The organism is Streptomyces sp. NBC_01454, from assembly GCF_036227565.1.
GTDB lineage: Bacteria > Actinomycetota > Actinomycetes > Streptomycetales > Streptomycetaceae > Streptomyces.
Window position 1 is genome coordinate 298,416 of the sequence record NZ_CP109460.1, and the last position, 13,969, is coordinate 312,384.

10 protein-coding genes are annotated in these 13,969 nt (G+C 72.1%); 5 read left to right on the plus strand and 5 right to left on the minus strand.

The window, feature by feature from the left end; genetic code table 11:
• Window positions 1-65: 65 nt before the first annotated feature.
• From amaB to OIU81_RS00845, 3 genes are read right to left on the minus strand one after another with little or no spacing between them, the layout of a single operon-like run.
• Window positions 66-1,595, minus strand: a complete 1,530-nt coding sequence (gene amaB, locus OIU81_RS00835; protein ID WP_329142035.1) for an L-piperidine-6-carboxylate dehydrogenase — start codon at window positions 1,593-1,595, stop codon at window positions 66-68.
• A 46-nt stretch (window positions 1,596-1,641) separates the two neighbouring features.
• Entirely contained in the window at window positions 1,642-3,033 is a 1,392-nt protein-coding gene (gene hglS / locus OIU81_RS00840; protein ID WP_329142037.1) for a 2-oxoadipate dioxygenase/decarboxylase, read from the minus strand.
• 27 nt (window positions 3,034-3,060) lie between these two features.
• On the minus strand, window positions 3,061-4,239 hold the full coding sequence (locus OIU81_RS00845; RefSeq protein WP_329142038.1) for an NAD(P)/FAD-dependent oxidoreductase: 1,179 nt from the start codon (window positions 4,237-4,239) through the stop codon (window positions 3,061-3,063).
• A gap of 177 nt (window positions 4,240-4,416) precedes the next feature.
• Between OIU81_RS00845 and OIU81_RS00850 the strand changes: the two genes are divergently transcribed.
• Both OIU81_RS00850 and OIU81_RS00855 read left to right on the plus strand, forming a co-directional pair.
• Window positions 4,417-5,331: a LysR family transcriptional regulator gene (locus OIU81_RS00850; RefSeq protein WP_329142039.1), complete on the plus strand. Its 915-nt coding sequence runs from the start codon at window positions 4,417-4,419 to the stop codon at window positions 5,329-5,331.
• Between the two features lie 357 nt (window positions 5,332-5,688).
• A complete protein-coding gene (locus OIU81_RS00855) occupies window positions 5,689-7,104 on the plus strand; it encodes an amino acid permease (protein WP_329154777.1) in 1,416 nt (471 codons plus the stop codon).
• Between the two features lie 94 nt (window positions 7,105-7,198).
• On the opposite strand, the gene OIU81_RS00860 is transcribed toward OIU81_RS00855, so the two are convergent.
• Complete coding sequence (locus OIU81_RS00860; protein ID WP_329142041.1) at window positions 7,199-8,113, minus strand: LysR substrate-binding domain-containing protein; 915 nt, start codon at window positions 8,111-8,113, stop codon at window positions 7,199-7,201.
• Window positions 8,114-8,273: 160 nt separating this feature from the next.
• Between OIU81_RS00860 and OIU81_RS00865 the strand changes: the two genes are divergently transcribed.
• Window positions 8,274-11,231 (plus strand): FAD-binding and (Fe-S)-binding domain-containing protein, encoded by a 2,958-nt coding sequence (locus tag OIU81_RS00865; protein WP_329142043.1) that lies wholly within the window; start codon window positions 8,274-8,276, stop codon window positions 11,229-11,231.
• Window positions 11,224-12,372 carry a Glu/Leu/Phe/Val family dehydrogenase gene (locus OIU81_RS00870; protein ID WP_329142045.1) on the plus strand — a complete coding sequence of 383 codons (1,149 nt, stop codon included), beginning with the start codon at window positions 11,224-11,226 and terminating at the stop codon, window positions 12,370-12,372. The genes OIU81_RS00865 and OIU81_RS00870 overlap by 8 nt, the downstream gene beginning before the upstream one ends.
• 81 nt (window positions 12,373-12,453) lie before the next feature.
• Here OIU81_RS00870 and OIU81_RS00875 read toward each other — a convergent pair whose 3' ends face one another.
• Window positions 12,454-12,927, minus strand: a complete 474-nt coding sequence (locus OIU81_RS00875) for a MarR family winged helix-turn-helix transcriptional regulator (protein WP_329142046.1) — start codon at window positions 12,925-12,927, stop codon at window positions 12,454-12,456.
• 42 nt (window positions 12,928-12,969) lie between these two features.
• On the opposite strand from OIU81_RS00875, the gene OIU81_RS00880 reads away from it, so the two are divergent.
• A complete protein-coding gene (locus OIU81_RS00880; protein ID WP_329142048.1) occupies window positions 12,970-13,893 on the plus strand; it encodes an alpha/beta hydrolase in 924 nt (307 codons plus the stop codon).
• Window positions 13,894-13,969: the final 76 nt, after the last annotated feature.

Here is a 13,969-nt window from a genome sequence, read left to right on the forward strand (position 1 = left end):
AGCCGCACGGCCAGGCCGGTCTGTGGCACAGCGGACCGGCCGACAGACGGGCCGGCCGGAACCGGCTAGAGGAAGCTGACGTTCTGGGCGAGCGCCAGTCGGCTCGAATAGTTGATGGTGTTGGTCGCCGAGCGCATGTAGGCGCGCCAGGCGTCGGAGCCGGACTCGCGGCCGCCGCCGGTTTCCTTTTCGCCGCCGAAGGCGCCGCCGATCTCGGCCCCGGAGGTGCCGATGTTGACGTTGGCGATTCCGCAGTCGGAGCCCTCCGCGGAGAGGAAGAGTTCGGCTTCCTGCTGGTCACGGGTGAAGATGCTGGACGAGAGGCCCTGGGGGACGTCGTTGTGCAGGGCGATGGCCTCGTCGAGGGTGTCGTAGGTCAGCACGTACAGGATGGGCGCGAAGGTCTCCTCGCGGACGACCTCGCTCTGTGCGTCGACGCGCACGAGGGCCGGTTCGACGTAACCGGCCCGGGGCGCGGCGTCGGTGAGGCGTCGGTTGCCGCCGGCCAGGACCTTGCCGCCCTCCGCCTGCACCCGGCTCAGGGCACCCTGCATGGCCTCCAGGGCCTGGGAAGAGATCAGGGGGCCGACCAGGGTGGTCTCGTCGAAGGGGTCGCCGATGGGGAGCTTCTGGTAGGCGGCGGTGAGCCGGGCGAGGAGGGGGTCGGCGATGTCGCGGTGCACGATGAGCCGGCGCAGGGTGGTGCAGCGCTGGCCCGCGGTGCCGGCCGCGGCGAAGACGATGCCCTGCACGGCGAGATCGAGGTCCGCGGAGGGGGCGACGACGGCCGCGTTGTTGCCGCCGAGTTCGAGCAGGCTGCGGCCGAAGCGGGCCGCGACGCGGGGGCCGACCTCGCGTCCCATACGGGTCGAACCGGTGGCGCTGACCAGTGCGACACGGGGGTCGTCCACGAGCTGCTCGCCGACGGCGCGGTCACCGAGCAGCAGCCGGTGCACCTCGCGCGGGGCGCCGACCTCCTCGGCGGCCCGGGCCAGCAGCCGGTCGCAGGCGAGCGAGATCAGCGAGGTCAGCTCGGAGGGCTTCCAGACCACGGTGTCACCGCAGACCAGGGCGATGGCGGTGTTCCACGACCAGACCGCGGCGGGGAAGTTGAACGCGGAGATGACGCCGACCACGCCGAGCGGGTGCCAGGTCTCGGCGAGACGGTGGCCGGGGCGCTCGGAGGCGATCGTGCGGCCGTAGAGCTGGCGGGACAGGCCGACGGCGAACTCACAGATGTCGATCATTTCCTGGACCTCACCGAGCGCCTCGGAGCGGATCTTGCCCGCTTCGATGGTGATGAGGTCGGCCAGATCGCTCTGGTGGTCACGGAGCAGCTCCCCCAGCCGCCGTACGAGTTCCCCGCGGCGCGGTGCCGGCGTGGTCCGCCAGGTCAGGAACGCCGCATGGGCGTCGGCGACGGCCTGTTCGGTGTCGGCGGCGGTGGCGGCCCGCAGGCCGAAGAGGTCCTCGCCGGTGAGGGGGCTGCGGGCGGGGAAGTCGCCACCTTCCGGGACGGTGACGCCGAGGCGGGCGAGGCCGGTGCGGGCGCGGGTGCGCAGGTCCTCGGTGGTGGGGAGGTTCGTGCGGGACATGGTGCTCCTTCGGGGTGCGGAGGGTGCGGAGGGCGGGTCGTGCGGTTCAGTGCGGTGCCCGGTCCAGCCCGAGGTCTCGGGCGACCTGGGCGAGGGACTGGTTCTGCTGTTCCTCGTAGAGGTCGAAGGGGTCCAGGACGTCGCGGCCGAGGACGCCGGAGAGCCAGTCGCTGTCGTAGTCGGTGCCCTGCTGGTCGTTGTTCCTGGAGCCTTCGTCGCTGAGGTTGGACTGGAAGATGCCGGCCGCGGAGCGGGGCAGGAAGTCCTCGTAGACGACGGGTTCGGCGCGTACCCAGCCCTGTGCCACCAGGTCCTGGAGGGCGGCGGGCGGCCGGGATCCGTCCTGGGGCCGGCCGGGCACGGCGTGATAGGTGAAGTGCGCCAGGCCCTGTGTGGCCAGTTCCTGTTCGGTGTCGGGGAGTTCCCCGGCCCACAGGGCGCGGGCGATGGCGGCCCGGTCGTCCCCGGGACGGCGGGCCACTTCGTCGTCGACGCGGGCGAGCAGCGCGTCATAGCGGGCCCGGCCCTGGCGGGTGAGCGCGATGCCGCGGGCCTCGACCTCGCCGAAGCGCACCCGCAGGGCCCCGCTGACCACCTCGCCGTCCGGGGTGCGCAGGGCCCGGGGCTCGGCGAGGGCGCGGAAGGAGGTCTGACGCAGCAGGACGTCGGGGCCCTGCCGGCGCGGCGGGCCCTGGATGGTGTCGATCATCTCGATGCCGCGCTCGGTCATCCGCCGGTAGAGCGCGTCGATGTCCAGCACGCGCGGGGTGAGGTGGTTGATGTGGGTGCTGCGCACGCCCCCGATGTCCGCGGCGACGGCGGAGACCCGCTCCAGGGTTTCGTACCACGCCTGGTCCACCGGCTCCGGTGACAACTCAAAAGCCCGCACGGCGAGTTGGAGGAAGCGTTCGGCTTCCGCTTCGGGCAGTTCCCCGGCGGCCTCGGCGCGGTCGGCGAGAGCCAGCAGCTCCGGGGGGAAGAGCCGGCGCTCGGCGAGGAAGTTCTCCAGGCGGGCGCGGAGTGCGTCGTCGAAGAACCGGGGGTCGGCGGGGGTGAGCAGGGAGGTGAACACGCGGAAGGGGTTGCGGGCCAGTTCCTCGCCGTCAACGGGGCGGAAGGCGGTCGACACGACGGGCACCGCGCTGGCGGCGGCTTCCCGCAGGTCGTAGAAGCCGACCGGGTGCATGCCCAGGGCGCCGAAGATCCGGGCGACCTGCTGGAGTTCGGCGGGGGTGCCGACGCGGATGGCGCCGTGGCGTTCCGCGGTGACCCGGCCGATGGATCCCAGGCGCTCGGCGTCGGCGCCCCGCGCGCGCAGCACGTCCTCGTTGACCTCGCGGGAGACGTCCACGAGCGTGGTGTAGGCGGGCACTTCCCGCCCGTACATGTCCGAGAGCCGCCGGGCGAAGGCGGCGCGCAGTTGCCACTGGCTGATCATCGGGAGGTCGTCCTTCCGTCGGGGGATTCACACCACATGGATTTCGGGGCGGATCGGGGCGCCGGTCGTGAAGCGGTCGGCGCTGAACGGCGTCACATCGAGGAACGGTGCGCGCTCCAGGTGGAGGTCGCGCATGATCTCGCCGACCGCGGGGGCCTGCAGGAATCCGTGGCCGGAAAACCCGGTGGCGTAGAGGAAGTTGGGCACCGCGCCGGAGCGTCCGATCAGCGCGTTGCGGTCGGGGGTGACCTCGTAGAGTCCGGCCCAGCCACCGGTGGTCTCCAGGTCCGCGAGGGCGGGGGCCCGGTGCCGTGCGGCGGCGCGGAACAGTGCGAGCCAGTCCGGTGTCCAGGTGGTGTCGAAGCCCTCGGCCTGGCCGGGGTCGGCGAGGCCGAACAGCAGCCCGTCGTCGCTGTTGTGGAAGTAAGCCGTCGAGGCGAAGTCGATGGTGAAGGGGATGCGGGGGGCGGGCGGTGTGAGGGGGGCGGTGAAGGCGAGCTGGCGGCGGACCGGGCGCACCGGCAGGGGGACCCCGGCCATGTCGCCGATCGCCGCGGACCAGGCGCCGGCGGCGCAGATGACCGTGGCGCAGGAGATCCGGCCGTGGTCGGTGTGAACGGCCGTGACCCGGTCGCCGGTGGTGTCGAGGCCGGTGACGGCGGTGTGCGGGGCGAAGACGACGCCGGCGCGGGCGGCGGCGCGGGCATAGCCCCGGACCGCCAGCCGGGGCCGGGCGTGGCCGTCGGCCGGGGAGTAGGCGGCGGCCACCAGTCCGTCGGTGCTGACGTAGGGGCAGAGCCGCTGTGCCTCGCGGGGGCCGATGAGGCGGCTGGGGACGCCGAGCTCGTTCTGGATCCGGACGCCGGTCTCGAAGTCCGCGGCCTGCTCGGCGCTGGTGAGCAGGAAGAGGTAGCCGACCTCGGCCAGCCGGATGTCGGCGCCGGGCCGCTGTCCGAAGTTCTGCCAGGCGCGCAGACTCCTGCTGCCCAGGGCGATGTTGAGCGGGTCGGAGAACTGGGCCCGGACGCCGCCGATGGGCTTGCCCGAGCTGCCGCTGCCCAGCTCGTCGCGCTCGATGACGACGATGCGCCGCACCCCGGCCTCGGCGAGGTGGAAGGCGATGCTGGTGCCCATCACACCGCCGCCGATGATCACGACATCGGCGGTGGCCGGCACGGTGCGGGAGATGGAGGACCTGGACGACATGGACAAGAGGCCGATCCCTTCCGGAGGCCGTGACCCCGCGCCGTGAGGAGGTCGGCGCGCGGCCCGGCTGTCGGTGCTGGCAAGAAGAGCTGATCAGCTAGCTGCCCGTCATCGTGCAGCACTCCAACCGTTGACGTCTACGAACAGTTAGTGCGTCCGATCTATTACGATCTCTATATGGATTGGACGAGTGCCCAGCTGCGGTCCCTGGTGGAGCTGACCCGGCGCGGCACGATCACCGCGGCGGCTCAGGCCCTTGGATACACGCCCGGCGGGGTCTCCCAGCAGATCGCCGCGCTGGAGAAGGCCGCCGGCATGGAGCTGCTGCGGCGGGTCGGGCGGCGGGTGGAGCTGACCGATGCCGGCCGGACGCTGGCGTGTCACGCCGAGCGGATCCTGTCCACGGAGGCGGAGGCCGTCGAGGCGCTGGAGCGCACCCGGCAGGAGGTCTCGGGGGTGCTGCAGGTCGGACTGTTCGCCACGGCGGCCGCCGAGATCCTGCCGCCGGCCCTGCAGGAGGTGCGGCGGGTGCATCCCGGGCTGACGGTGCACAGCCGCGATATGGACGTGGACGAGGTGCAGGACGCCGTCGCCTCCGGTGCGGTGGATCTGGCACTCGGCCTGGACTACCCGGACGTGCCCATTCCGCGTGAGCCCGCCGTGCGGGTGCGGCAGCTGTACCGCGAGCGGTTCTCGCTGGCGGTGCCGGCCGGATCGCTGGCCGGCCGCGAGGTGGCCGCCCTGGCGGACACCCAGGATCTGGGCTGGATCCTGCCGTCGCCCAACAGCTACTACGGCCGGGCGGTGCGCACCGCCTGCCGGCGCGCCGGCGTCGAGCCCCGGGTGCGGCACGAGGTGACGGACACGGCGGCCACGCTGGCGCTCGTCGAGGCGGGTATCGGGGTGAGCACGGTGACGGATCTGATGCTGGGCCTGCGGGCGTCGCGGCTCGATGTCGTACGGCTGCGGGAGCGGATCGAGCGACACATCGTCGTACTGTTCCGGTCCTCCGCCGAGCACCGGCCGACGGTGGCGGCGCTGGTGGAGGTGCTGCGGGCGGTGTCGGGAAGCCGGCGCGACACCGCAGGTTAGCCACCCTCAACGGACCTGACCCCAGGGCGAGTTGCCGCGATCCCTCGGGCCGGTGCACCCGCCACGGCAGGAGGTCGTCCACTCGCCCTGCGGGGCCGGTTCACCAGCCCTCGTTGGCCTCAGCCCCGCAAGTTGTCGCGCTGCGGTCCCTGTTGCCGGGGCCGATCGTGAGTGATGGTTTCAGGCCAGTGGTGACCCACGCCACGACGGCAGCCCGTCGTGTTGCCGTTGGCTGACAGGGAGCGAGCGATGTCCCCCCATCACACCCCGAAATCTCCGCTTCCCGCCCTGCTGGGAAGAGGTCCGCAGGGAATCTTCCGGCGCACACTGCCCCATGAACAGACCGGCGGGGAGCGCATGGTGCGCACCCTGGGCCTCACCCAGCTCACGATGATCGGCATCGGTGCCATCATCGGGGCCGGCATCTTCAGCCTGGCCGCGGCCGTCGCCCGCAATGTCGCCGGTCCCGCCGTGCTCGTCTCGTTCCTGGTGGCGGGTGCCGCGTCGTTGTGTGCGGCGTTCGCCTATGCCGAGTTCGCCGGCATGGTGCCGAAAGCGGGCTCGTCCTACACCTACTGCGCCGCGGTCCTGGGGGAGATCGTCGGCTGGATCGTGGGCTGGGACCTGCTCCTGGAGTACACCGCGATCGTCGCCGTCGTGGCGATCGGGATGTCCGGCTATCTGGGATTTCTGCTGGACGCCGTCGGCATCCATCTGCCGGCCTGGGCCCTGGGCGCGCCCGGCACCGGGGCCGGCCACCGGGTCGATCTGCTGGCGGTCGTGATCTGTCTCGGGGTGGCCTGGCTGCTGACCCGGGGCACCCGTACCTCGGCGCGGGTGGAGACGGTGCTGACCGTCGTCAAGATCGCCATCGTGCTGCTGGTGATCGTGGTCGGGTTCACCAAGGTCAAGACCGGCAATCTGCACCCCTTCGCGCCGTTCGGCCTCGGCGGGGCGTTCACCGGAGCGGCGACGGTCTTCTTCGCCGTCTTCGGTTACGACGCGCTGAGCACCGCCGCGGAGGAGTCGCTGGAGGCCCGGCGCAAGCTGCCGAAGGCGATGATGCTGTCGCTGGCGGTCTCCATGGTGCTCTACGTGCTGGTCTGCATCGTGCTCACCGGGATGCAGCACTACACCGAGATCAACCCGGAGAGCGGGATATCCAGCGCCTTCCGGAGCGTGGGACTGAGCGGGCTGGCCAATGTGATCGCCGTCGGCGCGGTCATCGGCATCGTCACCGTGACGTTCTCCTTCATGATGGGCGCCGCCCGCCTGTGGTACGCACTCAGCCGGGACGGCCTGATGCCGGCCTGGTTCGGTGCCATCCACCCCAAGCGCAAGGTCCCGCACCGCGCCACCTGGCTGATCGGTGGGGTCTCCGCCGTGCTGGCGGGGGTGCTGCCCATCAACGCGGTGGCCGAACTCACCAATATCGGCGTGCTGTTGGCGTTCGTGGTGGTGTCCGCGTCGGTGCTGGTGCTGCGCTACCGCAAGCCCGACCTGAAGCGCGGTTTCCGCTGTCCGGGCATGCCGGTGGTGCCCGTCCTGGGCATGGCGTTCTCCGTGTGGCTGATGTCGTTCCTGCAGTGGGAGACCTGGGTGCGGCTCGGCGGCTGGCTGGTCGTCGGGCTGGTCATCTACGCCACGTACGGCTATCGCCGCACCCGCACGGTCATGCCGGGCGGGTCGGTGGACCTCGACGCCCTGAACGAGATGCCCGACTCCGACGACATGCCCGACACCGACGACTCCCCGCCCGTGGCCGCCGGGTGACGGCCGCGCCCCCGCTTCGCCCCTCCCCCGCGAGGGGCGGAGCGCGTCGTCCGGGCCGGTCGCCCGCGCGCCGGGGAGCCGGGAGCCGGGCCGGTCACTCGGCCGGCGCCGGATGGAGATACCGCTCCCCGGTGGGGACCGCGCGCCGCAGCGCCTCGATCATGGTGGTGAGCAGCGGATTGCTGTTCTCGCCGCGGTGCAGTGCCAGCACGGTGCGGTGTGCGGAGCGCTGGGTGAGCCGGGTGGCTTCGATGCCCTCGTCCGGGACATGACCGAGCGCCGGGACCACGGCCACCCCGAGGCCCGCGGACACCAGCTCGCGCACCACGCCGTAGTTGTTGCTGCGGAAGGCGACGGCGGCCTCGAACCCGGCGGCCGCGCACAGCCGCACGAAGGACCGGGCCCCGGCGGTGCCCTCGCGGCTGGTGATCCAGCGGGCCCCGGACAGCTGCGGCAGCTGCGCGCTCAGCCCGCTGCCGCGCGCCCGGAGCAGGACCAGGTCCTCGCGCAGCAGGTGATGGCGGGTCAGACCGTCCGGCCACTGCCGGGGGCTGAGCCCGTACTCGTACACCAGCGCCACATCCAGATCGCCGTGGCCGAGGGCGGTGATGAGCTCTTCGGGTTCGCCCTCCTCCAGCTGGATCTGCGCCCGCGGATGGGTGTCGACGAGCGCGGACAGGGCCGAGGGGACGAGCCGGACGTCGGCCGTGGGGAAGCTGCCCAGCCGCAGCCGGCCGGTGGCGCCGGTGGCGAGCTCGTGAACCTGGTGGTCCAGCTCGTCCATGGCGGCCAGCACATGGGTGCTGAGATCGACCAGGCGATGGGCCGCGGCCGTGGGGCGGATCCCGTGCGCCTCCCGCTCGAACAGCGACAGGCCGGTCTCCTTCTCCAGGGCGGAGATCTGCTGCGAGATGGCGGAGGCGGTGTAGCCGAGGTCGCGGGCGGCGAGGGCGAACGATTCGGTGCGGACGACGGCCTTCAGCGTGAGCAGATGCAGTGGCTTCAGCAACGCGGGCTCCCAGGGACGCAGGAGGAACGAGCATAAGCACTCTTTACCCTCAAGCGTCAATTCTTTCGCTCTGCTGGTTCTTGTCAGGTGCCCCGTACGGCCCACATCGTGGTCGGGACCAGGCGGAAGGTGACCGGTGAGCACGAAGGAGCACGCAACTGTGACCACGACAGCCCAGGGCCGTGGCAGCCTCGATGCGGCAGCTGTGGCCGAGGCCCTCCGGGAGGGGGACTGCGGCACGGTCGCCGGCGACCGCGGCACCCGGGCACGGTACTCGGCCGATGCCTCCAACTACCGCCGGATCCCGCTGGCCGTGGTCTTCCCCCGCGAGCGCCGGCACATCCTCAACGCCCTCGGCGTGTGCCGGCGCCTGGGCGTGCCGGTCACCTGCCGGGGAGCGGGCACCAGCACCTCGGGGCAGGCCGTCGGATCGGGCGTGGTGCTCGACTTCTCCCGCTCCTTCAACCGGCTGCTCGCGCTGGACCCGCACGCCCGGACCGCGACCGTCCAGCCCGGCCTGGTGCTCGACGAGCTGCAGACGGCCGCCGCCGGGCACGGTCTGCTGTTCGGCGCCGACCCCTCCACGCACAGCCGCTGCACCCTGGGCGGCATGATCGGCAACAACGCGTGCGGATCGCACTCCCTCGCCTGGGGCCGCACCGCCGACAACATCGTGGAACTCGACGTGGTGACCTACCGCGGCACGGTGGTCCGGCTCGGCGAGATGACCCAGGAGGAGATCGACGAGGCCATCGCCGCGGGGGACGACCGCGCGGAGCTGATCGCCGCGCTGCACCGCCTCGCCCAGCGCAATCTGGCGGTGCTGCGCACCGGGCTGGGGCAGTTCCCGCGGCAGGTCTCGGGCTATGCGCTGGAACAGCTGCTGCCCGAGCGGCGCTTCCACCTCGCGCGGGCGCTGGTCGGCAGTGAGGGCACGCTGGCCGTCGTGCTGTCGGCGACCGTCCGTCTGCTGGCCCCGCCGCCCGAGCGGGCACTGGTCGTCCTCGGTTTCTCGGACGCCTGCGCCGCGGCCGACGCGGTCCCCGCACTGCTCCGGCACCAGCCGTTGGCGCTGGAAGGACTCGACCACGCGCTGACCGACATCGTCACCCGGCCCGAGACCCGGGCCGCCATCGACACCCTGCCGGCCGCGCGGGCCTGGCTCTTCGCCGAGCTCGGCGGCACCGCGGAGACCCTTCCCCGGCAGGCCGAGGCGCTGGCCGCGGCCGCGCGGCAGGCCCCGGGCTGCACCGGCAGCGAGGTCATCGCCGATCCGGCGCGCGCCCGCAGGCTGTGGCGGATCCGCGAGGACGGCGCCGGACTCGCCACCCGCTCGCCCGAGGGGCACGAAGCCTGGCCGGGGTGGGAGGACGCCGCCGTCCCGCCCGAGCAACTGGGCTCCTATCTGCGGGAGTTCACCGCGCTGCTGGACCGCCATCAGCTCCAGGGCGCCGTCTACGGACACTTCGGCGAAGGCTGTCTGCACGTCCGCATCACCTTCGACTTCAGCACCGAAGAGGGGACCGCCGTCTTCCACGCCTTCGTCACCGAAGCCGCCCGGCTGATCGCCGCGCACGGCGGTTCGCTGTCCGGCGAGCACGGCGACGGCCAGGCCCGTTCCGCGCTGCTGCCCCTCCTGTACGGCCCCGAGATCATCGCCCTGTTCGAGGAGTTCAAGAACGCCTGGGACCCCGACAACGGCCTCAACCCCGGCATGATCGTGCGGCCGCTGCCCGTCGACACCCATCTGCGGGTCAGCCCGCACCGCACTCCCCTGCCGCTGGCCACCGTCTTCCCGTTCCCCCACGACGACGGTGACTTCGCCAAGGCCACCCGCCGGTGCGTCGGTGTCGGCAAGTGCCGCTCGGCGAGCGGCGGAGGGGGCGAGGTGATGTGCCCCAGCTACCGGGTCACCCTGGACGAGAAGGACTCCACGCGCGGCCGCGCCCGGCTGCTGTACGAGATGACCCAGGGGGAGGTGATCACCGACGGCTGGCGCTCCACCGAGGTCCGGGACGCCCTCGATCTGTGCCTGTCCTGCAAGGGATGCAGCGCCGACTGTCCCGTGGGCGTGGATGTGGCCACCTACAAGTCGGAGTTCCTGCACCACCATTACCAGGGGCGGCTGCGCCCCGCCTCGCACTACACCATGGGCTGGCTGCCACTGCTGGCACGGCCGGCCGCCCGGATCCCCCGGCTGGTCAACGCGCTCACCTCCTCCTGGCTGGCCCCGGCGCTCAAACGGCTCGGCGGCATCGCCGCCCAGCGGGACGTTCCCCGCTTCGCCGACCGGACCTTCCTGAGCTGGTTCCGCCGCCGTACCCCGCAGGGCGACGGCCGGCGCGGCCCGGTCATGCTGTGGGTCGACTCGTTCAACAACCACTTCAGTCCCGAGGTCCTCGCCGCGGGCGTGGCGGTCCTGGAGCACGCCGGTTTCCGGGTGCGGGTGCCGGACGGCACCCAGTGCTGCGGGCTCACCTGGATCACCACCGGGCAGCTCGGCGTCGCCCGCCGTATCGCCCGTCGGACCACCGCCGCACTACGGCCGGCCGTCCGGGCCGGTGTCCCCGTCGTCGGACTGGAGCCGAGCTGTACGGCGGCCCTCCGGGACGATCTCCCCGCACTCCTCGACGGCGACGAGGACGCCCGGGCGCTCGGCCGGTCCACCCTCACCCTCGCCGAACTCCTCGTCGACCACGCCCCCGGCTGGCAGCCCCCGCAGATCGAGGCCCGCTCGATCAGCCAGACCCACTGCCACCAGCACGCCACCTCCGGCTTCGGCGCCGACAGCACCCTGCTGGCCCGGATGGGCGTCGACAACACCGCACTCGCTTCCGGATGCTGCGGTCTGGCCGGCAACTTCGGCTTCGAACGCGGCCATTACGAGGTCTCGGTGGCCGCGGGCGAACAGGTGCTGCTCCCCGCGGTGCGCGCGGCCGGAGCCGACACCCGGATCCTCGCCGACGGCTTCAGCTGCCGCACCCAGATCGCCCAGCAGACCTCGCGTCACGGCACCCATCTCGCCCAGCTGATCGCCCACGCCCTGCCCCCGTCCGGCACGTCCGGCCGGCCCGCCTCGCCCGCCCTTCCCAGCGATAAGGAACACACCCGTGACTGATGCACTCTCCCTCGTCGACGAGTGGGGCCCCGAGAAGATCGTCGTCGTCTCCCACCGGCGGACCGGGATGAAGGGCGTCCTGGTGATCGACAACACCGCCCGCGGCATCGGCAAGGGCGGAACCCGCATGAGCCCCGGCGTGACCGTCGACGAGGTGTCCCGGCTGGCCCGGGTCATGACGTGGAAGTGGGCCGCCGCCGATCTCTTCTACGGCGGCGCCAAGGCCGGCATCGTCGCCGACCCCGCCTCCCGCGACAAGGAGGCGGTGCTGCGCGCCTTCGCCCGCGCACTGTCCAACGAGGTACCCCGCGAGTATGTGATGGGGCTCGACATGGGCCTGACGGAGGACGACGCCGCCATCATCCAGGACGAGTTGGGCGACCGCGGTGCCGCCGTCGGCACCCCCGAACATCTCGGCGGGGTGGCCTACGACCGGCTCGGGGTCACCGGCTACGGAGTCGCCGAGGCCGCCGACGCCGCGGCACGGCACCAGGGGCTGTCCCTGGCCGGGTCCCGGGTCGCCCTTCAAGGCTTCGGTGCGGTGGGCAGCGCCGCCGCCCGGCGCTTCGCCGCACTCGGCGCCACCGTCGTGGCGGTGTCCACCGCCCACGGGGCGCTGCACGACCCCAGCGGTCTCGACATCGACGCGCTGCTGACGGCGCGTGCGGAACACGGGGACCACTTCGTCACCCGCCGGCCCAGCGGTACCGCGCTCGCCGCGGGCGGCGAACTCACCGTTGACTGCGACATCGTGGTGCCCGCCGCGCTACAGGACGTGATCACCCACCGGACGGCTCATGAGATCAAGGCGAAGCTCGTGGTGGAAGGCGCCAATCTGCCCACCTCCGCGCAGGCCCGGACCGTCCTCGCGGAGCGCGGGATCACCGTGGTCCCCGACTTCGTGGCCAACGCCGGCGGCGTGGTCGCGGCCGCCTTCGCCATGGACGCCCGCTACTCCGGCTTCCGCCCGGAGACCGCCGGCATCTTCGAGACGGTCTCGGCGAAGCTGCGCGCCAACACGGTGACCGTCCTGGACGAGGCCCGGCAGCAGGAGGTCACCCCGCACACCGCCGGTCGCCGGCTGGCCGAGGCACGGGTGCGGACCGCCATGGAGAGCAAGGGACGTATCCCGCGCGGCTGACCGTGCTCCGGGTGTGCGTAGTGGGGGGCGGTGGTGCGCCGACTGGAGGCACAGGCCCGCCCGGGGCCGGGGCGATGTCCGTCAGCCTGTGGGCGTGCCGATCCGGTGGCGTTCGAGCACGGAGCGCAGCTTCGAGAGGGCGCGGAGGGCGGCCGAGGCGGAGGAACCGTCGAGCGTGTCTCCGATCAGCTCGGCGAGTCCATTGGTGAATGTCTTCTCCGCCGCGTCGACGAGCTGCGAGCCATCGTCGGTCAGGGCCAGCACTGAGGACCGGCGATCGGATGGATTCGGCTGCCGGACGACCCATCCCTGTTTCTCCAGACGGTCGACGCCCTTGCTGGTCGCCCCGACGCCGACGGCGAACTCGGCGGCGAGATCCGCCACCCGGGCTCCGGGTCGTTCGCGCAGGAAGCGCAGGAACTCGAACTGCGAGGTGACGATCCCGTGCTGCTCACGGAGACGGTCGTTCAGTGCGTTGTAGAGGCGCGTCTCGCACCGGACGAGGTCGGCGAAGAAGGCCGGCAGGTCGGCCGCAGCACGCGATGTATATTCCACGGCATATAGTGTACTGGAAGCTACTTCCGCGGGAGCACCGTCATGAGCAAGGCACAGCGCGCCGAGGTCGATGCGATGCTGCGGCAGCCGCAGCCCGAGGGAGCACGGTCGATCGAGGAGCTACGAGCCGGCTTCAGGGCATTGATGGCCCGGATGACCGTGCCCGACACCATCCGCACCACGCGGACAACGCTCGGCAACCGACCCGCACTTCATGTCGAGCCGGACAACGGGCCCCGCGCCGGGACGATCCTGTACCTCCACGGCGGCGGCTTTGTGTTCGGCTCCCCTGAGACCGCCCTGTCGCTGACGGGACACCTCGTGGCCAAGACCGGCTTCGGGTCGTATTCGCCGGACTACCGGCTTGCCCCCGAGCACCCGTTCCCGGCCGCGGTCGAAGACACCCTGAGTGCCTACCGCGCCCTCCTCGACAGCGGCACAGACCCCTCGACCATCGCGTTCGCCGGCGACTCCGCCGGCGGCGGCCTCACCGTCACCAGCTGCCTCGCCACCCGTGACGCGGGCCTCCCCCTGCCCGCCGCCATCGTGGCGTTCTCCCCGGGCCTCGACGCCACCCGCACGGGCGAGAGCATGGACACCAAGGAAGGCATCGACCCGATCTTCACCCGTAAGGCCGTTGAGCACACCGGGACCATGTACCTCGCCGGAGCCGACCCCCTCCAGCCCCTGCTCAGTCCGGCTGTCCTCGGCGACCTGACCGGCTTCCCTCCCCTACTGATCCAGGTGGGCACCAACGAGATCCTGCTGGACGACTCCACGCGCCTTGCCGCGCGTGCGAGGTCGGTCGGGGTGGACGTCATCCTGGACATCACCGCCGACGTGCCGCACGTGTTCCAGGCGTTCGCCGGCGTCCTGGACGAGGCGGACGAGGCACTGGACCGCGCGGCTCTCTTCCTCACCCAGCGCCTTCGCGCCGGGTCCACGGCGCACACGTCAGCGGAGTAGGACCCGCCCCCCACTCCCGCTCGAAGCGCCGACGGAGTCGGCCAACTCCAGCAAGATCAATCTCGGCGGCACTTTC

Excerpts from the sequence above, each read along its gene's own strand:
- OIU81_RS00880 (WP_329142048.1), top strand. The coding sequence starts at position 12,970 with ATGAGCAAGGCACAGCGCGCCGAGGTCGATGCGATGCTGCGGCAGCCG.
- OIU81_RS00845 (WP_329142038.1), bottom strand. The coding sequence starts at position 4,239 with ATGTCGTCCAGGTCCTCCATCTCCCGCACCGTGCCGGCCACCGCCGAT.
- OIU81_RS00855 (WP_329154777.1), top strand. The coding sequence starts at position 5,689 with ATGGTGCGCACCCTGGGCCTCACCCAGCTCACGATGATCGGCATCGGT.
- hglS (WP_329142037.1), bottom strand. The coding sequence starts at position 3,033 with ATGATCAGCCAGTGGCAACTGCGCGCCGCCTTCGCCCGGCGGCTCTCG.
- amaB (WP_329142035.1), bottom strand. The coding sequence starts at position 1,595 with ATGTCCCGCACGAACCTCCCCACCACCGAGGACCTGCGCACCCGCGCC.
- OIU81_RS00850 (WP_329142039.1), top strand. The coding sequence starts at position 4,417 with ATGGATTGGACGAGTGCCCAGCTGCGGTCCCTGGTGGAGCTGACCCGG.